The 17,949-nt window shown below is 46.8% G+C and carries 18 protein-coding genes and 1 riboswitch; of the genes, 13 read left to right on the forward strand and 5 right to left on the reverse strand.

The genetic code is table 11. From position 1 onward, the window contains the following. The first annotated feature begins 22 nt into the window (after positions 1 to 22). The 3 genes from A7981_RS10155 to A7981_RS10165 all read left to right on the forward strand — a co-directional run bounded on the left by A7981_RS10155 (position 23) and on the right by A7981_RS10165 (position 2,853). On the forward strand, positions 23 to 1,168 hold the full coding sequence (locus A7981_RS10155; protein ID WP_067267915.1) for a LysM peptidoglycan-binding domain-containing protein: 1,146 nt from the start codon (positions 23 to 25) through the stop codon (positions 1,166 to 1,168). Between the two features lie 5 nt (positions 1,169 to 1,173). After that, positions 1,174 to 2,280 carry a DNA-processing protein DprA gene (gene dprA / locus A7981_RS10160; protein ID WP_067267671.1) on the forward strand — a complete coding sequence of 369 codons (1,107 nt, stop codon included), beginning with the start codon at positions 1,174 to 1,176 and terminating at the stop codon, positions 2,278 to 2,280. 114 nt (positions 2,281 to 2,394) lie between these two features. Beyond that, positions 2,395 to 2,853, forward strand: coding sequence for a DUF494 domain-containing protein (locus tag A7981_RS10165; RefSeq protein ID WP_067267673.1), 459 nt, complete (start codon positions 2,395 to 2,397; stop codon positions 2,851 to 2,853). Between the two features lie 10 nt (positions 2,854 to 2,863). Here A7981_RS10165 and metF read toward each other — a convergent pair whose 3' ends face one another. The 5 genes from metF to metK all read right to left on the reverse strand — a co-directional run bounded on the left by metF (position 2,864) and on the right by metK (position 8,146). Further along, positions 2,864 to 3,703 (reverse strand): methylenetetrahydrofolate reductase [NAD(P)H], encoded by an 840-nt coding sequence (gene metF / locus A7981_RS10170; RefSeq protein ID WP_174545158.1) that lies wholly within the window; start codon positions 3,701 to 3,703, stop codon positions 2,864 to 2,866. 20 nt (positions 3,704 to 3,723) lie between these two features. Next, positions 3,724 to 4,071 (reverse strand): phage holin family protein, encoded by a 348-nt coding sequence (locus A7981_RS10175; protein ID WP_067267679.1) that lies wholly within the window; start codon positions 4,069 to 4,071, stop codon positions 3,724 to 3,726. 53 nt (positions 4,072 to 4,124) lie between these two features. Then, entirely contained in the window at positions 4,125 to 5,534 is a 1,410-nt protein-coding gene (ahcY, locus tag A7981_RS10180; RefSeq protein ID WP_067267682.1) for an adenosylhomocysteinase, read from the reverse strand. A gap of 108 nt (positions 5,535 to 5,642) precedes the next feature. After that, positions 5,643 to 5,718: riboswitch (S-adenosyl-L-homocysteine riboswitch) on the reverse strand. Between the two features lie 39 nt (positions 5,719 to 5,757). Beyond that, on the reverse strand, positions 5,758 to 6,945 hold the full coding sequence (locus A7981_RS10185; RefSeq protein ID WP_067267685.1) for an HD-GYP domain-containing protein: 1,188 nt from the start codon (positions 6,943 to 6,945) through the stop codon (positions 5,758 to 5,760). A 43-nt stretch (positions 6,946 to 6,988) separates the two neighbouring features. After that, positions 6,989 to 8,146 (reverse strand): methionine adenosyltransferase, encoded by a 1,158-nt coding sequence (metK, locus tag A7981_RS10190; protein ID WP_067267687.1) that lies wholly within the window; start codon positions 8,144 to 8,146, stop codon positions 6,989 to 6,991. Positions 8,147 to 8,219: 73 nt separating this feature from the next. On the opposite strand from metK, the gene A7981_RS10195 reads away from it, so the two are divergent. From A7981_RS10195 to ppk1, 10 genes are all read left to right on the forward strand, one after another. Continuing rightward, positions 8,220 to 9,041, forward strand: a complete 822-nt coding sequence (locus A7981_RS10195) for a lysophospholipid acyltransferase family protein (protein ID WP_067267690.1) — start codon at positions 8,220 to 8,222, stop codon at positions 9,039 to 9,041. An 86-nt stretch (positions 9,042 to 9,127) separates the two neighbouring features. Beyond that, positions 9,128 to 9,973 (forward strand): diaminopimelate epimerase, encoded by an 846-nt coding sequence (dapF, locus tag A7981_RS10200; protein WP_067267692.1) that lies wholly within the window; start codon positions 9,128 to 9,130, stop codon positions 9,971 to 9,973. A gap of 65 nt (positions 9,974 to 10,038) precedes the next feature. Next, positions 10,039 to 10,713 (forward strand): DUF484 family protein, encoded by a 675-nt coding sequence (locus A7981_RS10205; protein ID WP_067267694.1) that lies wholly within the window; start codon positions 10,039 to 10,041, stop codon positions 10,711 to 10,713. Positions 10,714 to 10,726: 13 nt separating this feature from the next. Continuing rightward, the gene (gene xerC, locus A7981_RS10210) at positions 10,727 to 11,614 is read left to right on the forward strand and encodes a tyrosine recombinase XerC (RefSeq protein ID WP_067267697.1); all 888 of its coding nucleotides are present in this window, start codon (positions 10,727 to 10,729) and stop codon (positions 11,612 to 11,614) included. Between the two features lie 161 nt (positions 11,615 to 11,775). Continuing rightward, positions 11,776 to 12,360 (forward strand): superoxide dismutase, encoded by a 585-nt coding sequence (locus tag A7981_RS10215; protein ID WP_067267700.1) that lies wholly within the window; start codon positions 11,776 to 11,778, stop codon positions 12,358 to 12,360. 82 nt (positions 12,361 to 12,442) lie between these two features. After that, positions 12,443 to 12,781 carry a hypothetical protein gene (locus A7981_RS10220; RefSeq protein ID WP_067267702.1) on the forward strand — a complete coding sequence of 113 codons (339 nt, stop codon included), beginning with the start codon at positions 12,443 to 12,445 and terminating at the stop codon, positions 12,779 to 12,781. A gap of 63 nt (positions 12,782 to 12,844) precedes the next feature. After that, positions 12,845 to 14,953 carry a TonB-dependent receptor gene (locus A7981_RS10225; RefSeq protein ID WP_067267705.1) on the forward strand — a complete coding sequence of 703 codons (2,109 nt, stop codon included), beginning with the start codon at positions 12,845 to 12,847 and terminating at the stop codon, positions 14,951 to 14,953. Between the two features lie 104 nt (positions 14,954 to 15,057). Then, positions 15,058 to 15,330, forward strand: coding sequence for an oxidative damage protection protein (locus tag A7981_RS10230; RefSeq protein WP_067267707.1), 273 nt, complete (start codon positions 15,058 to 15,060; stop codon positions 15,328 to 15,330). A 78-nt stretch (positions 15,331 to 15,408) separates the two neighbouring features. Then, the gene (locus A7981_RS10235) at positions 15,409 to 15,702 is read left to right on the forward strand and encodes a hypothetical protein (RefSeq protein WP_067267710.1); all 294 of its coding nucleotides are present in this window, start codon (positions 15,409 to 15,411) and stop codon (positions 15,700 to 15,702) included. Positions 15,703 to 15,854: 152 nt separating this feature from the next. Continuing rightward, positions 15,855 to 17,939, forward strand: a complete 2,085-nt coding sequence (gene ppk1, locus A7981_RS10240) for a polyphosphate kinase 1 (RefSeq protein WP_067267712.1) — start codon at positions 15,855 to 15,857, stop codon at positions 17,937 to 17,939. The last annotated feature ends 10 nt before the right edge of the window (positions 17,940 to 17,949 follow it).

The following is a 17,949-nucleotide window of genomic DNA, read 5'->3' on the forward strand; positions in this document are numbered from 1 at the left end:
CAACTTCATTGGGGTCTTGAATATGTTTCGGTACATTATAACGCCGCTATTATTTTGTTGCTTCATATCGCATGCGATGGCGGACGATATCTTGTTGCAAGAAGACCATCCAGATCGCTATGTCGTAGTCAAAGGCGACACATTATGGGCGATTTCCGGCAAATTCCTGAAAGACCCTTGGCAATGGCCAAAAGTCTGGAAGATGAACAAGGATGAGATCAAGAATCCACACCGCATCTATCCCGGTGATGTCGTTGTACTCGATACCAGCAGTGGCAGTCCGCAATTACGGTTATTGCATGAAACCGTAACATTATCCCCGGGCGCCATTGAAGAACCGCTTGAAAAACAAGCCATCCCGGTCATTATGCCGAGTACCATTGCCCCATTCCTGAATCAGCCACTGGTGATTGAGAAAGATGAGCTGACAACTAGTCCAGTCATTCTTGCGGGCCCCGATAATCGTGTTGCGTTTGTAGACGGCAATAAAATCTATACCTCTGAGATCGAACAAAGCGAAGGTTACCTATGGCATATATACCGTCCAGGTAAAGTCTTGGTAGATCCTGACTCACGCGAAGCTCTCGGCATCGAGGCAACCTATTTAGGAGATGCTCGCATCACTAAATATGGTGACCCGACTGTAGGTGAGATCTTTCGCTCAAAAGAAGAGATATTCAAAGACGACAAGCTTATCAAGATGTCTGACAACTTAATGACCAGCTTCGTGCCCCGAGCGCCAGAAACATTAGTCAAAGGTCGTATCATGACAATCTACGGCGGCCTTGCGGAAGCGGGCAACAATACGATCGTATCTATTAACAAAGGTAAAAAAGATGGGCTGGAAGAAGGCCATGTATTGAGCATCAACAGAGCTGGTTCATTTGTGAATAGAAACCCGAAACAAAAAACGACAGATGAGCGCTTTCCGATGAAAGAGCTACGTTTTACAGATACAGAGCCTACAGAAAAAGCGCCTGGGAAAGAAAAAATCAAGGAATCGGGCACGCCAGATAAAACCATTAAAAAAGATCCAACAATGGTGCAATTGCCTAGCGAACGTATTGGTCTACTGATGATTTTCCGTACGTTTGACCGCGTCTCTTACGGACTGATTATGCAGGCTACACAACCTATCAATGTTCTGGATATCACCCAAACGCCTTAATATTGATGTCATCAACAACAGATGCCCAGCGCACTGAGAGCGCTCTTTGGATTAGCCTTGGGCTAATTCATGGCCTTGGCGGGCAAGGCATCTGCCAGTTACTAAAAGCATTCGGCTCACCAGAGCATATCTACGCAGCTCCTGTAAACGAGGTACGCAAGATTGTATCCGACGCTGTCGCTCAAGCAATCGCTAAGGGGCCGGATATTGATAGTGCAAACCCCACACTTGAATGGTTGGAACAAGAACATAACCATCTCATCACATTAGCCGATGCTGAATACCCTCAGCTTCTACTCGAAATTCCTGATCCACCCCCATTAATTTACGCAAAAGGTCAGCTAGAGAGACTCAAACAACCTTGTCTAGCGATTGTCGGTAGCCGTAACTCCACAACACAAGGTGAAAAGAATGCGGAAGATTTTGCCCATGCCTTAAGTCAACATGGGCTTTGCATCGTCAGCGGTATGGCATTAGGCATAGATGGCGCAGCGCACCGTGGGGCACTAAAAGCGAATGGTTCGACCATTGCCGTTGTGGGTACTGGCCTTGATATCGTCTATCCAGCAAAACACCGCGATCTGGCGCATCAAATTGTGGAACGCGGGTTGATTATTTCTGAGTTTCCATTGGGCACACCCTCACGTGCGCAGAACTTCCCCCGGCGTAATCGATTGATTAGCGGTTTAAGCTTGGGTTGCCTTGTCGTTGAGGCCAATACAAAAAGTGGATCACTCATCACCGCGCGTTTGGCTACTGAGCAAGGTCGGGAAGTCTTCGCAATTCCCGGGTCTATTCATTCACCCGTAGCAAAAGGTTGCCACGAACTCATCAAACAGGGTGCAAAACTGGTAGATGATATTAGCGACATCATCAGCGAATTAGGCGACCAGCTATCTCCCCTATCAAGACAACATTCAATGGTTACTAAGGCCTTGGAAACAACGGCTGACCCGCTACTGGAATGCATGGGATTTGACCCAATCAGCATGGAGTCACTTGTTGAAGAAAGTGGCTTGACGAGCGACAACCTTTCAGCCATGCTATTAGTACTGGAGCTAGAAAACAAAGTGGCTTCTCTTCCGGGAGGCCGCTACCAGCGAATTGCCTGATTCAGTTCTCAGGCTAACTATAGGGTGCTGCTAAGAATTAAGATTGAAGGCGCGATATAGTCACCCAGATCGCTAGTTCGTTTTAATTTTTGATAGACCCAGATTAGGGGAAATATGTTCGAAGTCTTGGTGTATATGTTTGAAAATTACTTTGAAGCTAACATCCGTCCCGACCAACAAACTCTCGAAAAAGAATTATTTGCAGCAGGTTTTGATCAAGAAGACATTAACGGTGCTTTTAACTGGTTTAGTGCACTTGAAGAAATGACCAATCAGGCTGATGAATCCATCAGCGATCTCAGCACCAGCCTCAGAATATTCACTGAAGCTGAAACTAAAAAAATCAGCGGCGAAAGTATCAGTTTCATCATGTTCTTGGAGCAAGCACATGTGCTTAATTCCGTTCAACGTGAACTGATCGTTGACCGCGCAATGGCATTGCCACAAGCAGAAATCAGTATCGAAGAAATACGCTGGATCGTACTGATGGCTTTATGGAATCAAGACAAGGCCAAAGATTACCTATTCGTTGAAGATGCAATGTTTAGCGATAGCAAACCAACATTGCATTAACAAACGTAATCTAATCGCCTTGTAGATTCAAATGGCTGGCGATGGTGCTAATAATACCGGCTTGATTCAACGTATAGAAATGCAAGCCGGGCGCACCTCCAGCCAGTAGTTTTTGGCAAAGCTCAGTCACCACATCGAGTCCGAAAGCTCGGAGTGAAGCTAAGTCATCCCCATAATCCTGCAATCTCAAACGTAACCAACGCGGTATATCTGCGCCACATACATCCGAAAAACGCGCTAGCTGTGTGATGTTATATATCGGCATTACACCAGGCACGATAGGCACATTAATTCCAGCACTTTGGCATTGATCCATAAACCTGAAATAAGCATCAGGATTATAAAAATACTGGGTAATAGCCGTATTTGCACCAGCATCTATCTTGTTTTTAAAATGCATCAAGTCAGCACTAGGTGAACGCGCCTCAGGATGAAACTCAGGGTATGCGGCCACTTCAATGTGGAACCAATCACCTGTCGTCTGGCGAATGAAACTTACCAATTCATTCGCATAATGAAAATCACCGGCACTCACCTCTCCTGAAGGCAAATCGCCGCGTAGCACGACTAGACGGTTGATACCTTTATTACGATAAGTCTCAAGCAACCCTTGAATTTCTTCACCGCTTGATGACACCCCAGAGATATGGGGTGCGGCTTCGTGACCTTCCGACTGGATCTCAAGCACAGTTTCCAAGGTGCGGTCGCGTGTTGAACCACCGGCACCAAACGTAACAGAGAAAAACTTGGGGTTTAGCAAAGCAAGTTGCTTACGCGTTTCGCGCAACTTGGCTAGCCCCTCCGCCGTTTTAGGCGGGAAAAACTCAAAACTGATCATAGGTGCAGTCATTTCAATAATTAACGGAAGGATTAATCCTTATCCGATAAGATCAATGCAGATAACAACCATGAAATGATGCTATAAAGAATAGCGCCAATAATGCCAGCCATCACGCCTTGCACCTCGAAACCATCCAGAAAATGCCCGACTGCAAAAAAGAGCAGTCCATTGATCACAAAGATGAACAATCCTAATGTCAGAATCGTCACCGGCAAGGTCAATATCACCAATACTGGCCGCACCAGCATATTAACCAATCCGATCACAGCAGCAGCAATCAAGGCGCTACCTAAACCTGCCACATGGATGGATGGCAGCAAATAGGCAACCGCCACTAAGGCAAGTGCATTCAATATCCATACAATCAACAATTTCATGGTGTTACCTCCTATTTTTAGCCGGATATGCTTCACCCGGCAAAACAAGCTAGTTAATAACGATAATGTTCTGGCTTATAAGGGCCTTGTTGAGGCACGCCAATATAGTCGGCTTGCTGCTCTGTTAATATCGTCAACTGCGCATTGAGCTTCTTCAATTGCAATATTGCGACTTTCTCATCCAGATGCTTAGGTAAAGTATATACGCCAACTGGATAATTCGCGGTGTTGGTAAATAGCTCGATCTGCGCAATCGTCTGATTCGCAAATGATGAACTCATCACATAGCTTGGATGACCAGTGCCGCAACCAAGATTCACTAAACGACCTTTGGCAAGCAGGATGATCTTTTTACCATCAGGGAAAATCACGTGATCGACTTGTGGCTTGATCTCATCCCATTCGTATTTCTCTAAAGAGGCTACGTCGATCTCGTTATCGAAGTGCCCGATATTACATACGATGGCTTGGTTCTTCATTTTTGCCATATGGTCATGGGTAATCACATGATAGTTACCTGTAGCGGTCACAAAGATATCAGCATGCTCTGCTGCGTAATCCATCGTCACGACACGGTAGCCTTCCATTGCAGCCTGCAATGCACAAATAGGGTCAATCTCGGTCACCCATACTTGGGCTGATAGCGCACGCAAAGCTTGCGCTGAGCCTTTGCCCACATCGCCATACCCAGCAACCACTGCGACCTTACCTGCCACCATGACGTCAGTCGCGCGCTTGATACCGTCCACCAAAGACTCACGGCAACCGTACAGGTTATCGAATTTGGATTTAGTCACAGAGTCATTCACGTTGATCGCGGGGAAAGCAAGCTTGCCGTCTTTATGCATTTGATAAAGACGATGCACACCAGTCGTTGTTTCTTCAGTCACGCCAATAATCTTAGGTAAGCGTGTGGAATACCAAGTCGGATCGATCGCCAATTTGGCTTTGATCGCATTGAATAGACAGATTTCTTCTTCACTACCTGGATTTGCCAACAATGAAGCATCTTGTTCTGCGCGGGTGCCAAGATGCAGTAGCAATGTAGCATCGCCACCGTCATCTAGAATCATGTTTGAATAGCCATTATCTGGCCATTCAAAAATGCGGTGTGTGTAATCCCAATACTCCTCAAGGGATTCACCCTTGACTGCAAATACGGCAATGCCTTCAGCGGCGATCGCCGCAGCGGCATGATCTTGTGTGGAATAAATGTTACATGAAGCCCAACGAACCTCAGCGCCTAAATCTTTAAGCGTTTCGATCAACACGGCTGTTTGGATCGTCATATGCAACGAGCCGGTGATGCGTGCGCCTTTTAATGGTTTACTTTGTGCGTATTCTTCACGAATCGCCATCAAGCCAGGCATTTCCGTCTCGGCGATAGCGATTTCTTTGCGGCCCCATGCAGCAAGGCTCAAATCGGCAATAACATAATCTTTGATGTCAGCCACAGTATTCATTCTGTATTCCTTTGAATAATATGGCCGGTAGGGGAAACTAGAGATAGCAGCGGCTGCTTGTAGATGCCAGCGGGCGCTTGCTCACCATATCCCGTGACCGGCACGGTTGTAAGGTGAACGCCGTTTGAAACGCTGTTCCGAGCCTGGGAGTGTAGCTTAACCTCTCGCAGCGCTCCTCGGAATAGGCAAGATTATAAAGTAAGTTTCCATTTGGAAACAGAGTTTACTTACTCCAAATATCGTTAATATCGTTAATGCCCCATAACACAGGGTCTTCATGACCGACGATCTTATCTTGTGAGAACTTCGACAGATCGATGATTTCAACTGGAATACGTGCCTTGACTCTGGTAGAAAAGAACACTTTAACAATAGGGCTAAGTAAGGATTTTGGGCTTTGATCTATTACCACAGCGAGCCTGCCTGACTTCATCATCACCATGGAGCCTACCGGATAAATGCCCATACTCTTAATGAATGCCTTAAATACAGCATCGTCAAAATGGGTACCGCTCCATTGCGCCATACGCTGCAACGATACACCAGGTTCCCAGCCCGCCTTGTAAGGTCGATTCGACGTGATGGCATCATAAACGTCACAGATCGCGCCCATCTTGGCAAAAAGACTGATTTGGTCGCCCTTCAGTTTCTTAGGGTATCCGGTACCATCCATTTTCTCATGGTGGTGTAAACAAACATCAAGCGCAACGTCGCCGACCCCTGTAGATGAAAGTAATATCTCATGCCCGGCTGCTGGATGGCCTCGCACCACATCAAACTCATTGTCTGTGAGTTTTCCCGGCTTATTCAGTACCTCCAGAGGGATCGCCATTTTGCCTACATCATGCAATAGGCCTGCCAAACCAGCCTGACGCGTATCTTCGGCTGACAGCTTAAGCTCTTTTGCCAATGCAACCATCAAGGCACAGACTGCGACTGAGTGCATGTAGGTGTAATCATCTTTACGCTTCAATCGCACCAAGCTGATGAGCGCATTCTCATTACGAAATACCGAAGCCGCGATCTCTTCAACCAATGGCATGGCATCTTCGGCATTCAACGCTTTACCCATGCGGACTTCAGTGAACATGGACGTCACAGCTCTTTCTGAAGCCTTGAGCAGCTTGGCAGCTTGCGCGCGTTCTTGATCTATCGGGACACGCGGTACAGCGGGTGGAGGAGGAGTATTAACTGCAGGAGATGATTCAACAGCTTGGGTAACTTCAACATCCAGACCTTTGGCTGTATCAATCACAAGCTCTTCGACCTTGGAGGCCAATAGCTGTTTCAACAGCGCTTCATCTTCAAGCTTGAATGATTTACGCCAAAATGGATGGTCTATCCAGGAGCTTGATAACTCCTGAATAAACATACCGAGTCTAACCTGATGAACAGAAATACGCTTTAACATATTGCCTGTAGCTATGCTGGTAACTCACCAGCGAGAATGACATCTAAATAGCGTCTTTTAAAGCTACGGCTTTATCGGTTGCTTCCCAAGTGAATTCTGGTTCATCTCGTCCGAAATGTCCATAGGCCGCCGTTTTTGTGTAGATCGGACGCAACAGATCAAGCATTTTCACGATACCTTTAGGACGTAGATCAAAATGATCCAATACCAATTGGGTAAGCACTTCGTTTGAAACCTTGCCCGTACCGTATGTTTCGACCATCACGCTGGTTGGACGAGCCACGCCAATCGCATAAGAGACTTGTACCAAGCAACGTGAAGCCAAACCAGCAGCTACAATATTTTTAGCAACATAGCGTCCAGCATAAGCGGCGGAGCGATCCACCTTGGAGGGATCCTTACCAGAGAATGCACCACCACCATGTGGCGCTGCGCCGCCATAGGTATCGACAATAATCTTACGGCCAGTCAGGCCACAATCACCTTGAGGACCACCGATCACGAAACGACCAGTAGGATTCACCAGATACTTGATGTCTCCTTTGATCAGTTCTTTAGGCAATATCGGTTTGATGATCTCTTCAATCACAGCCTCACGAATCGCTTCAAGACTCATTTCAGGTGCATGCTGTGTCGAGATTAAGACCGTATCAATCGCACTTGGCTTGCCATCCACATACTTGATCGTTACCTGGCTTTTTGCATCCGGGCGCAACCAAGGCAAACGACCATCTTTACGCAACTGGGATTGACGCTCCATCAAACGATGTGACATCCAGATTGGCAAAGGCATCAATTGCGGTGTTTCATCACATGCATAGCCAAACATCAGACCCTGGTCACCCGCACCCTGATCCAAAGGATCATCATCCGCGTTATCTACACCTTGCGCGATATCAGGTGATTGTTTGTCATACGCAACTAAAACAGCACAACCCTTGTAATCGATACCATACTCAGTATTGTCATAGCCGATGCGCTTGATTGTGTCACGCGCCACTTTGATGTAATCGACGTTAGCTGTTGTAGTAATCTCGCCTGCTAATACCACTAGCCCTGTATTTGCCAGCGTCTCCGCAGCAACACGTGCAGTAGGATCTTGCTCAAGGATGGCATCTAGGATGCTATCTGAAACTTGGTCAGCGAGTTTATCGGGGTGGCCTTCTGAAACAGATTCAGAGGTAAATAGATACTCATTCATGAAGTTTAGTAATCGATAAATTAATGAAAAGATTGCTAGAATAACAAATCTACAAGCTTTCAAAAAGTAATTCATGCTCAAGGTGTTTTTTCTTAGTCTTGCCCGCCTACCACTTCCCTTAATACATGTAATGGGCATCCTAATCGGATGGCTAATGTACTTAAGTGACAATAAGTTCGCGCGGCGTATACGCAAGAACCTTCTCACCGTACGCATAAGCAACTCTGAAAAAGAATATAAGAAGCTAATTCGCCAAAATGTTCGCGAGACAGGCAAAGCCATACTCGAGACGTTTGCGATCTGGTTCAAATCAGAAGCTTCAGTGCTTAAATGGATAAAGGCGTGTGATGGATGGGAGCATGTCGACAGTGCATTGACAAAGGGGAAGGGTGTTATCTTTTTGACACCTCACCTTGGATGCTATGAAATCACAGCGCGCTATTATGCAGCACGCCACCCAATTACCGTACTTTTCAGGCCACCCCGTCAAAAATGGTTGGCTCCGCTCGTGGATGAAGGTCGTAATCGCGGCCAGATCACAATGGCACCTACGACGCTGAAAGGTGTTCGTAGTCTGCTTAAAGCATTAAAACTTGGTCAGGCAATCGGCATATTGCCCGACCAAGTACCTGAAGAAAACGAAGGTGTTTGGGCTAATTTTTTTAATACACCTGCATACACTATGACATTGGTCAGTAAACTTGCCGAATCCACAAACGCAACAGTATTGGTTGCATTTGGCGAGCGTCTGTCATGGGGGCGCGGGTATGTCATACATATTGAGCCTCTAAATGCAGAAGCAACGCCACAAAACATTAATGATGCGACTGAGCGATTGGTAAGAAAGAAGCCTGAACAATACCTTTGGAGTTATAGCCGATTTAAAAAACCATAATGTTGGAATAAGGGCATCAATCCCCATATCACTGCTTTATGCCTAGATATTCTACAATTCAGCATCCACAAAAATAGCATAAACTCATGAAGATAAAATTCACAAAAATGCACGGAATTGGCAATGACTTTGTTGTGATCGATGCATATAGTCAGCCAGTAAAAATAGATGGCGCAAAAATCAAATCGATTGCTGACCGTCATTTTGGTATTGGATTTGACCAATTACTTCTGGTTGAACGCTCACAATTGCCAAATGTAGATTTTCGCTATCGCATATTCAATGCAGATGGCGGAGAAGTCGAGCAATGTGGCAATGGCGCACGCTGCTTTGTTCGCTTCGTACACGACAAAGGTTTAACGCAAAAGGATGATATTCAGGTGGAAACGGCTGGCGGCCTCATTTCCTTAAAACTGGAAGACAATGGCCAAGTCACGGTCAATATGGGCGCTCCGCACTTTGCCTTGCAAGATATCCCTTTCACGGCAGAAAAGCTCGCACTCACTTATACCCTAGACGTCAATGGTTTTGCCACAACGATCTCGGCACTCTCTATGGGCAATCCCCATGCGATCCAGATAGTTCAAGATACCGAAGCAGCACCGGTAGAGATACATGGCCCGATCATTGAGTCACATCCGCGTTTTCCACAACGGGTTAACGCAGGATTCATGCAAATCAATGACACGCACCATATTAAGCTGCGCGTTTATGAACGTGGCAGTGGCGAAACTCTTGCCTGCGGCACAGGTGCATGTGCTGCCGTAGTATCCGGGATAAGGCTTGGGCATTTACAATCCCCGGTGAAGGTTTCGATGCACGGTGGTGATCTCTCTATTCGTTGGGATGGCGACGGCACACCAGTATGGATGACGGGCCCAGCCGAGACCGTATTTGAAGGCGAACTAGAATTAAGTGATACAGAAGCTTAAATCTATAGCTTACAATCTACGCTGCCAATACGTTATGCTGTATGAATATTCAGTAAGGAATCTACATGGAACCAATCAACCCGCTGTCAGAAGAACAAGTCACCGCATTCTTAAGGGCAAATCCTAAATTCTTTGAGCGCCATGCAGAGCTGCTAGTTGATATGTATCTGCCTAGCACGCATGGTGTCGGCACGGTTTCTCTAGCAGAAAGACAACAACTGGCTCAACGTGACAAGATACGCGTACTTGAAGCCAAAATGGCCGAATTTCTGCGATATGGCGAAGAAAATGATGCCATTAGCGACAAAGTGCATCGATTGAGTCTGGGGCTACTTGCTGCGCAAAATTTTGATATTCTGGTACAACTCCTTGTGCACACGCTACAAGAAGACTTTCAAGTTCCGCATGTGGGTTTAAGGCTTTGGGCTACACCACAAAATGAAGCGATTAATACACACCCAGTCTTTGCTCCGGTAGATGCGGAGCTAACTAGCTGGACTGATGGCTTGGTCACGCCTTATTGCGGAAGCCGCCCAGGCTTGGAGCTGGATAGCTGGTTTGGTGAGCATGCTGCACCAACATCATTTGCATTGATTGCGTTACGTACTGACAAAGTATTTGGATTGCTCGCGATGGCATCTGAAGATGAAAAACGCTTCTACCCTGAGATGGGTATGCTTTACCTGAAACGCATCGGTGAACTCGTCAGTGCCTCACTTTTGCGTTACATCGATAATTAAGCCCTCACCTTAAGTGGCTACCGATCTATTAGTTAGCTATCTCGATTACATCGCCTATGAACGTAGGCTCAGCAACCTTACGCGTGAGAACTATGAGCGTGATATTAAATCACTACTCAAGCTTAGCGAAGGGCAAACGCTGGATGCAATAAAGCCGCAGCATATCAGGCGATTCGTGGCAGCCATGCATGGCAAGGGCTTAAGCAGTAAAAGTATCGCCAGAGCACTCTCCTCATGGCGGGGATTTTTTCATTTTCTCACCCTACGGCACAACTTTAGCAGCAACCCCTGCATCGGCATGAAAGCCCCTAAGGCCGCAAAAACGTTGCCCCAAGCTTTATCCATCGAACAAGCGGTCAAACTTGTAAGCATCAATGAGAATAGTTTACTTGGTGTACGCGATCATGCGATTCTTGAACTATTCTATTCGTCAGGCCTACGACTAGCCGAACTGGTTGGCCTTGATATAGAAGCACTGAACTTTGGTGAGGGCATCGCCACTGTCACAGGCAAAGGCCAGAAGACGCGTATTGTTCCTATGGGAACCCATGCCATGAATGCAATAAAAAAATGGCTGGAAATGCGCGCGCAAATCAAGCTAGATGAGACTGACCCATCAGCACTATTCATTACACAACAAGGCAAACGCATCACCCCTCGCGCAATACAATATCGAATCAAGCAATGGGCGATCAAACGAGACATCAATAGCGATGTGCACCCACATATGCTGCGTCATAGCTTTGCCACACATGTATTACAATCCAGCGGCGATTTACGTGCAGTACAGGAAATGTTAGGGCACGCCAACATCAGCACCACGCAAGTGTATACACACCTCGATTTTCAGCACTTGGCAAAAGTGTATGATTCGGCCCACCCTAGGGCTCGAAAAAAATAATCTTTGCCAGCGATTTTCACTAGAAAATAAGCTATTTCAAAACATCAAAATAGTAATGATTCTCACTACTAAAGAATTTTTAGTGCTGTGGCAAAATGGATAAATTCAGCAGCAAAACATATCCAGACCCACATATCTAAAAATTTTAAGGAGAAACATTCATGGAACATTTATTACCTCCCTTGCCTTATGAGAAAACTGCTCTGGTACCACATATCTCAGAAGAGACGTTCGATTATCACTACAGCAAACATCACCAGACCTACGTGACTAACCTGAACAATCTGATCAAAGGCACAGAATTTGAAGATAGCAGCCTTGAAGACATCATCAAGAAATCTTCTGGCGGCATCTACAATAATTCAGCACAGGTATGGAACCACACATTCTTCTGGAAAAGCATGAAACCAAATGGTGGTGGTGAGCCAACTGGCGCTTTAGCTGATGCGATCAAAGCAAAATGGGGTTCTTTCGAAGACTTCAAAAAGGCATTCCAAGCTTCAGCGGTAGGTAATTTTGGCTCTGGCTGGACATGGTTAGTGAAAAAGTCTGACGGCAGCGTGGATATCGTGAATATGGGTCCAGCAGGCACACCATTAACGACTGCGGACAAAGCATTGATCACGATCGATGTATGGGAGCATGCTTACTATATCGATTACCGTAATGCACGCCCAAAGTTCGTTGAGACATTCTTGGCGTCACTGGCTAACTGGGATTTTGCAGAAGCGAATTTCAAAGCTTAAATTTCAACAAGTTTGAGCTCTAACAATGGTCGCTAATGCGGCCATTTTTATTTTCTGCTCATAATCTGCTATAGTTGCAACTATGTTGCGTAAACTGTTTCTTAGCATCTCACTTGCCCTTCTGCTTGCCATCGGCCAGCAGGGCGCGCTCGTGCATGAGATATCTCACTATGCAGACATAGGCGATTCAACATCTAGCTTAAAACTTGGCCTGTCCTCATCTCACCCTGACAAGGCACCGCACTCACCGCTATGTGACAAATGTCTTGGCTATGGCGAGCTTGCACATACGCTCACCATTACCTACGTTTTACCTCCTATCGTAAAAACAGGTTTCACAACCGCTTTTTACACCAGCAAGAATCACGACAGTCGTCGCCTATCACCCTACTCCGCTCGCGCTCCGCCAAAGCTCGCATAACGTTTAAAAATTAACCAGCGCATTTGCGCGCTGATGTGATTGATTTGTTATGCGAGGATTAAGATGATTCAACATCTACGCTTGGCGCAGCCGTTCATCGGCGCGCAAAAAAATATTTACATGGTCGTAGCGATCGCTTTAAGCAGCCCGCTATTGATGTCGATCGATGCAATCGCAGACGACAAAACGGATAAAACGCCTATTGAACTTGCTCCAGTAGCAGTGACGGCAAACCCATTGGGGGTGGGCTCAGATGAGCTAGTAACCCCTGTGTCTGTACTTAATGGACGTGAGCTTTCATTACAACGCGAAAGCACGCTGGGAGAGACACTGCAATCGATTCCCGGGGTCAGCTCTACCTATTTTGGCCCTAATGCGTCACGCCCCGTCATCCGCGGTCTCGATGGTGACCGCATTCGTATCATGCAAAATGGCGTGGGTATTCTGGATGCATCTGCCTTAAGTCCAGACCATGCCGTAGCACTTGACCCATTAGTGATCGAACAGATCGATGTAGTTCGCGGACCTGCCACCTTACTCTATGGTGGCAGTGCAGTCGGTGGAGTCGTGAATGCGATTGACCATCGGATTCCTAAAGAAGCATTGAATGGCGTCACAGGTCGTAGCGAAGTGAGATACGGCGGCGCGGATAACGAGAAGAGTGGCGCCGCGGTTGTTGATGCTGGCAATGGACTGATTACTATCCATGCAGACGCTTACAAGCGCGATACGGATGATCTCAATATTCCCGGTTATGCGGTTTCCAAACGCAAAAGTGAGGCGGATGGCACACCTCGGGAAAATAAAGACAAACTGGTCAATAGCTCAGCCGAAAGCGATGGTGGTGCATTGGGCGCGTCTCTGGCATTCGAGAAAGGTTACGCAGGATTCTCCTACTCTACATTCAATAGCAACTATGGAACGGTTGCCGAACCCGGGGTTAGAATCGACATGAATAGCGACCGCTGGGATTTCGCGTCAGAATTCAAAGATCTGGGAGAGATCATCAACCGTGTAAAAATACGTTTAGCACATACGGACTATCAACATCAGGAAATTGAAGATGGCGAGGTAGGCACCACGTTCAAGAATCGCGGCATAGAAGGTACATTAGAAGCTGGTCATGGCAATATCGGCAAGATGAATGGCGTTGTTGGCGTACAAATCCAGAACAGCCAATTCGAGGCATTGGGTGAAGAGGCTTTTATTCCCAGAAGCAACACCAAGACTAAAGCGTTATATGTCTATGAGGAGCTGCCATTAGATGCGTTAAAACTATCGGCGGGTGGTCGTTTTGAGCATGCCAAGATAGGTTCGGCAGGGGGCGGCCCGGATGATCCGCTTGTCCCCGGCGTGCCTAGATTCGGCGATGCACAGTCCAGAAGCTTCAATCCATTCAGCTACTCTGCAGGCGCGTTATATGCCTTGGATCAGAATTGGAGTGTAGCAAGCAACCTCTCCCACACAGAACGTGCGCCTACTTATAACGAGCTATACAGCTATGGTGCCCATATCGCGACAGCGCAATATGAACTGGGCAATACCGCGCTAAATAAAGAACGGTCAAATGGCGTAGATGCCCAATTGCGCTGGAAGTCAGGCCATCATTCTTTCAACGTATCGACTTACTACACACGCTTCAGCAATTTTATCGGCTTGGTCAATACAGGCAATATGAGGGATGAAGATGGCCTGCTTGATCCAACTGGAGAGTTAACTGAGGCAGCTATTCAATCGGTCCCAGCCGTATTCAAAGGTGTTGAAGGCGAAGGCAAGTTCCGCATCTATGAAGGCCAAGGCGATATCGACCTCCGTCTGCGCGGCGATTACGTAAAAGCCACTAATAGCGATACGAATGAACGTTTACCGCGCATATCGCCATTGCGTTTGGGCTTTGGTCTCGATTACAAGCTCGACAAATTTGGCTCTAGGGTAGATGTTCTGCATGCGTTCAAGCAGGATCGTACTGCCGATAATGAGCTGGCAACGGATGGTTATACCTTAGTCAATGCAACCTTGACGTATCGCTGGCCGACAGCTTTTCATCTGGAGGCTTTTGCCAAGGCAAAGAACCTGCTCGATCAAGAGATACGCGAGCATAGCTCCTTCCTGAAAGACATATCCCCCATGGGCGGACGTTCTCTACTGGTCGGTTTACGCGGAGAGTTCTAGGCCGCATTTCAATCGGATGATGAGCGAGATAGTGGCTATGCTATCGCGCTCACTCTCCCCTTGCGCTATGATAAGCACCTCACAAGTTATCTCTGAAAAATATCATGGCACGTACAGTTCATTGCATTAAATTAGGTAAAGACGCAGATGGTTTGGATTTTCCTCCCTATCCTGGCGAATTAGGTAAACGTATCTACGAGAGCGTCTCAAAAGAGGCTTGGGCAGGCTGGATCAAGCAACAGACTATGCTGGTGAACGAGAACCGGTTAAGTCTGGCTGACCCACAAGCACGCAAATACTTAGCCGATCAAACCGAGGCCTATTTCTTTGGCAATGGCGCTGACACAGCTTTAGGATATGTACCACCTAAACTATAGATTCAGGGTTATTTCACATTGGACAATAACTACCCGCGCTTCAAAAAATTCACGACTTGGGAATAATAGGAAATTGACATGGAATTCGCTAGAGTATCAAGCACGGGCTTTTTGATCATAATATTTGCCACACTCACCATTACAGGGTGTGCTGCAAATACCGGAATTGTAAAAATCTCAGATGACACTTACATGATTGGTAAGCAAGGAGGATGGGAGTCATCGGGGTCTGTTGTAAAGGTCGAGCTATACAAAGAAGGTAATCAGTTTTGTTCGAATATTGGGAAGAAATTTGTTCCGTTATCTAGCCAATCTGACGACCAAGGGCTTGGAAAACATGCCACGGCTGAAATCCAGTTTAAGTGTCAGTAAAAATTATTCAACTTTCAGGATTTTGGGAAGCTAAACTTTTGACTCGGTTACCAAACCAGCATTCGAGGGGTATTGTGCATGAACATGCGGCCTCCCAATTTAAACATTAGTCATCGTTTTGTCATATTACGCAGTTAAAGTTAGGTTTTAATTTGTCAGCCTCAAAATTGAATCCCGAATACTTTGTAAATCGCGAACTAGGCATACTCGCCTTCAATCGTCGCGTACTGGCACAGGCAGAAAATGAACGCGTTCCATTGTTGGAGCGCCTGAAATTCCTCTGTATCTTCAGCAGCAATATGGATGAGTTCTTTGAAGTTCGCGTTGCCGGGTTAAAAGAGCAGATCAAATACAACGATCAGCACGCAGGTGCCGATGGGCTCTCGCCTAAGCAGATATTTGCCAAAGTCAGCACCGAAGCGCATCAGCTCATCGACTATCAATACCAGATATTGAATGACGTCGTGCTACCCAAGCTGGCAGAACAAAACATTCGATTTTGGCGCAGGGCCTTCTGGACAGATGCGCAACGAGAATGGATACGCAATTATTTCTTCCGTGAGCTGATGCCTATCCTGACGCCTATTGGGCTGGATCCATCACACCCTTTTCCACGTGTATTGAATAAAAGCCTTAACTTTGCAGTAGAGCTTGAAGGCAAGGATGCTTTTGGCCGCAACTCTGGTGTTGCCATCGTGCAAGCGCCACGGGCTTTACCACGCTTCGTCAAGCTACCGAATGAGATAGCCGGCTGCGATCATGGTTTCGTATTCCTATCGTCTATTTTGCACGCCCATGTGAATGAACTGTTCTCTGGCATGCAGGTAAAAGGATGCTACCAATTCCGCGTAACACGTGACAGCGATCTCACCGTAGATGATGAAGATGCAAAAGACTTACGCCAAGCGCTGCAGGGCGAGCTTTCACACCGCCAATATGGAGATGGTGTGCGCCTTGAAGTGGCTGATAGTTGCCCCGCAGAGATGTCTGCATTCTTGTTAGGGCAATTCGGCTTGGGTCAGGATGACCTCTACCAAGTGAATGGCATCGTTAATCTGGTAAGACTGATGCAGATCCCTGACTGGGTCGATCGGCCTGATCTGAAGTTTCCGCTATACTCTCCTAGCACGCCCAAAGAGTTCAGTAAGGAAACAGATCTATTCAAGGTGATTCGCAAGCAGGACGTATTGCTGCATCACCCTTTCCAGTCGTTCAATCCTGTCATCGAGTTTATCCAGCAGGCCTCTGAAGACCCAAATGTTTTAGCCATTAAGCAGACGTTTTACCGTACCAGTGCGGATTCGACATTGATGAAATCATTGATCGAAGCTGCCAAGCGCGGCAAAGAGGTCACGGTCGTGGTGGAACTGATGGCGCGCTTCGATGAACAAGCCAACATCACATGGGCTGCCCAATTGGAATCGGCTGGTGCCCACGTCGTATATGGCGTAGTCGGGCATAAGACACACGCCAAAATGGCGATGGTCGTCCGCCGTGAAGAAGACAAGCTGCGCCGCTATGTGCATCTATCCACCGGTAACTATCACCAAAGCACCGCCAGGCTTTATACGGATTTTGGCCTGCTGACTTGCCATGAAGAAATCTGCGAAGATGTGAATGATGTGTTCGCACAACTGACTGGCTTAGGTAAAGCGAGCAAGTTGAAACATCTCTGGCAATCGCCATTCACACTGCATCAACGATTGATCAAAGCGATTCACAACGAAACCGAGATCGCCAAATCAGGTAAGAAAGCACGTATTATCGCCAAGATGAATGCCTTGCTGGATGCAGATGTCATTCGCGCACTTTACGATGCATCAAGTGCTGGCGTGGAGATCGATCTGATCGTACGTGGAGTTTGTGCGCTTAAGCCAGGCATCCCGAATGTATCGGAAAATATCCGTGTACGTTCGATTGTTGGCCGCTTCCTGGAACACACACGTATTTTCTACTTCTATAATAATCAGGAAGAGAATCTATATTTGGCGAGTGCAGACTGGATGTACCGTAATTTCTTCCGTCGCATTGAGGTTTGCTTCCCGATTCTGGATGCAAAAGTAAAAAGGCGTGTGATCAAGGAAGGGTTAGAGCCTTACCTGAAAGATAATATCAATGCTTGGGAAATGCTGCCGGATAGCACCTATAAACTGCGCCCGACAAGAAAAGGTACGGCTTTTAGCGCTCAGAAGTTTCTCATGATGGAGCACGGACAAAATCTGCCGCTCGAGATATAACGAGACTTTA

Origin of the sequence: Methylovorus sp. MM2, from assembly GCF_001648895.1 — a bacterium.
Taxonomy (GTDB): domain Bacteria; phylum Pseudomonadota; class Gammaproteobacteria; order Burkholderiales; family Methylophilaceae; genus MM1.

Coding starts and splice junctions, on each gene's coding strand:
- A7981_RS10155 (WP_067267915.1), top strand. CDS start 23: ATGTTTCGGTACATTATAACGCCGCTATTATTTTGTTGCTTCATATCG.
- dprA (WP_067267671.1), top strand. CDS start 1,174: ATGTCATCAACAACAGATGCCCAGCGCACTGAGAGCGCTCTTTGGATT.
- A7981_RS10165 (WP_067267673.1), top strand. CDS start 2,395: ATGTTCGAAGTCTTGGTGTATATGTTTGAAAATTACTTTGAAGCTAAC.
- metF (WP_174545158.1), bottom strand. CDS start 3,703: ATGACTGCACCTATGATCAGTTTTGAGTTTTTCCCGCCTAAAACGGCG.
- A7981_RS10175 (WP_067267679.1), bottom strand. CDS start 4,071: ATGAAATTGTTGATTGTATGGATATTGAATGCACTTGCCTTAGTGGCG.
- ahcY (WP_067267682.1), bottom strand. CDS start 5,534: ATGAATACTGTGGCTGACATCAAAGATTATGTTATTGCCGATTTGAGC.
- A7981_RS10185 (WP_067267685.1), bottom strand. CDS start 6,945: ATGTTAAAGCGTATTTCTGTTCATCAGGTTAGACTCGGTATGTTTATT.
- metK (WP_067267687.1), bottom strand. CDS start 8,146: ATGAATGAGTATCTATTTACCTCTGAATCTGTTTCAGAAGGCCACCCC.
- A7981_RS10195 (WP_067267690.1), top strand. CDS start 8,220: ATGCTCAAGGTGTTTTTTCTTAGTCTTGCCCGCCTACCACTTCCCTTA.
- dapF (WP_067267692.1), top strand. CDS start 9,128: ATGAAGATAAAATTCACAAAAATGCACGGAATTGGCAATGACTTTGTT.
- A7981_RS10205 (WP_067267694.1), top strand. CDS start 10,039: ATGGAACCAATCAACCCGCTGTCAGAAGAACAAGTCACCGCATTCTTA.
- A7981_RS10215 (WP_067267700.1), top strand. CDS start 11,776: ATGGAACATTTATTACCTCCCTTGCCTTATGAGAAAACTGCTCTGGTA.
- A7981_RS10220 (WP_067267702.1), top strand. CDS start 12,443: ATGTTGCGTAAACTGTTTCTTAGCATCTCACTTGCCCTTCTGCTTGCC.
- A7981_RS10225 (WP_067267705.1), top strand. CDS start 12,845: ATGATTCAACATCTACGCTTGGCGCAGCCGTTCATCGGCGCGCAAAAA.
- A7981_RS10230 (WP_067267707.1), top strand. CDS start 15,058: ATGGCACGTACAGTTCATTGCATTAAATTAGGTAAAGACGCAGATGGT.
- A7981_RS10235 (WP_067267710.1), top strand. CDS start 15,409: ATGGAATTCGCTAGAGTATCAAGCACGGGCTTTTTGATCATAATATTT.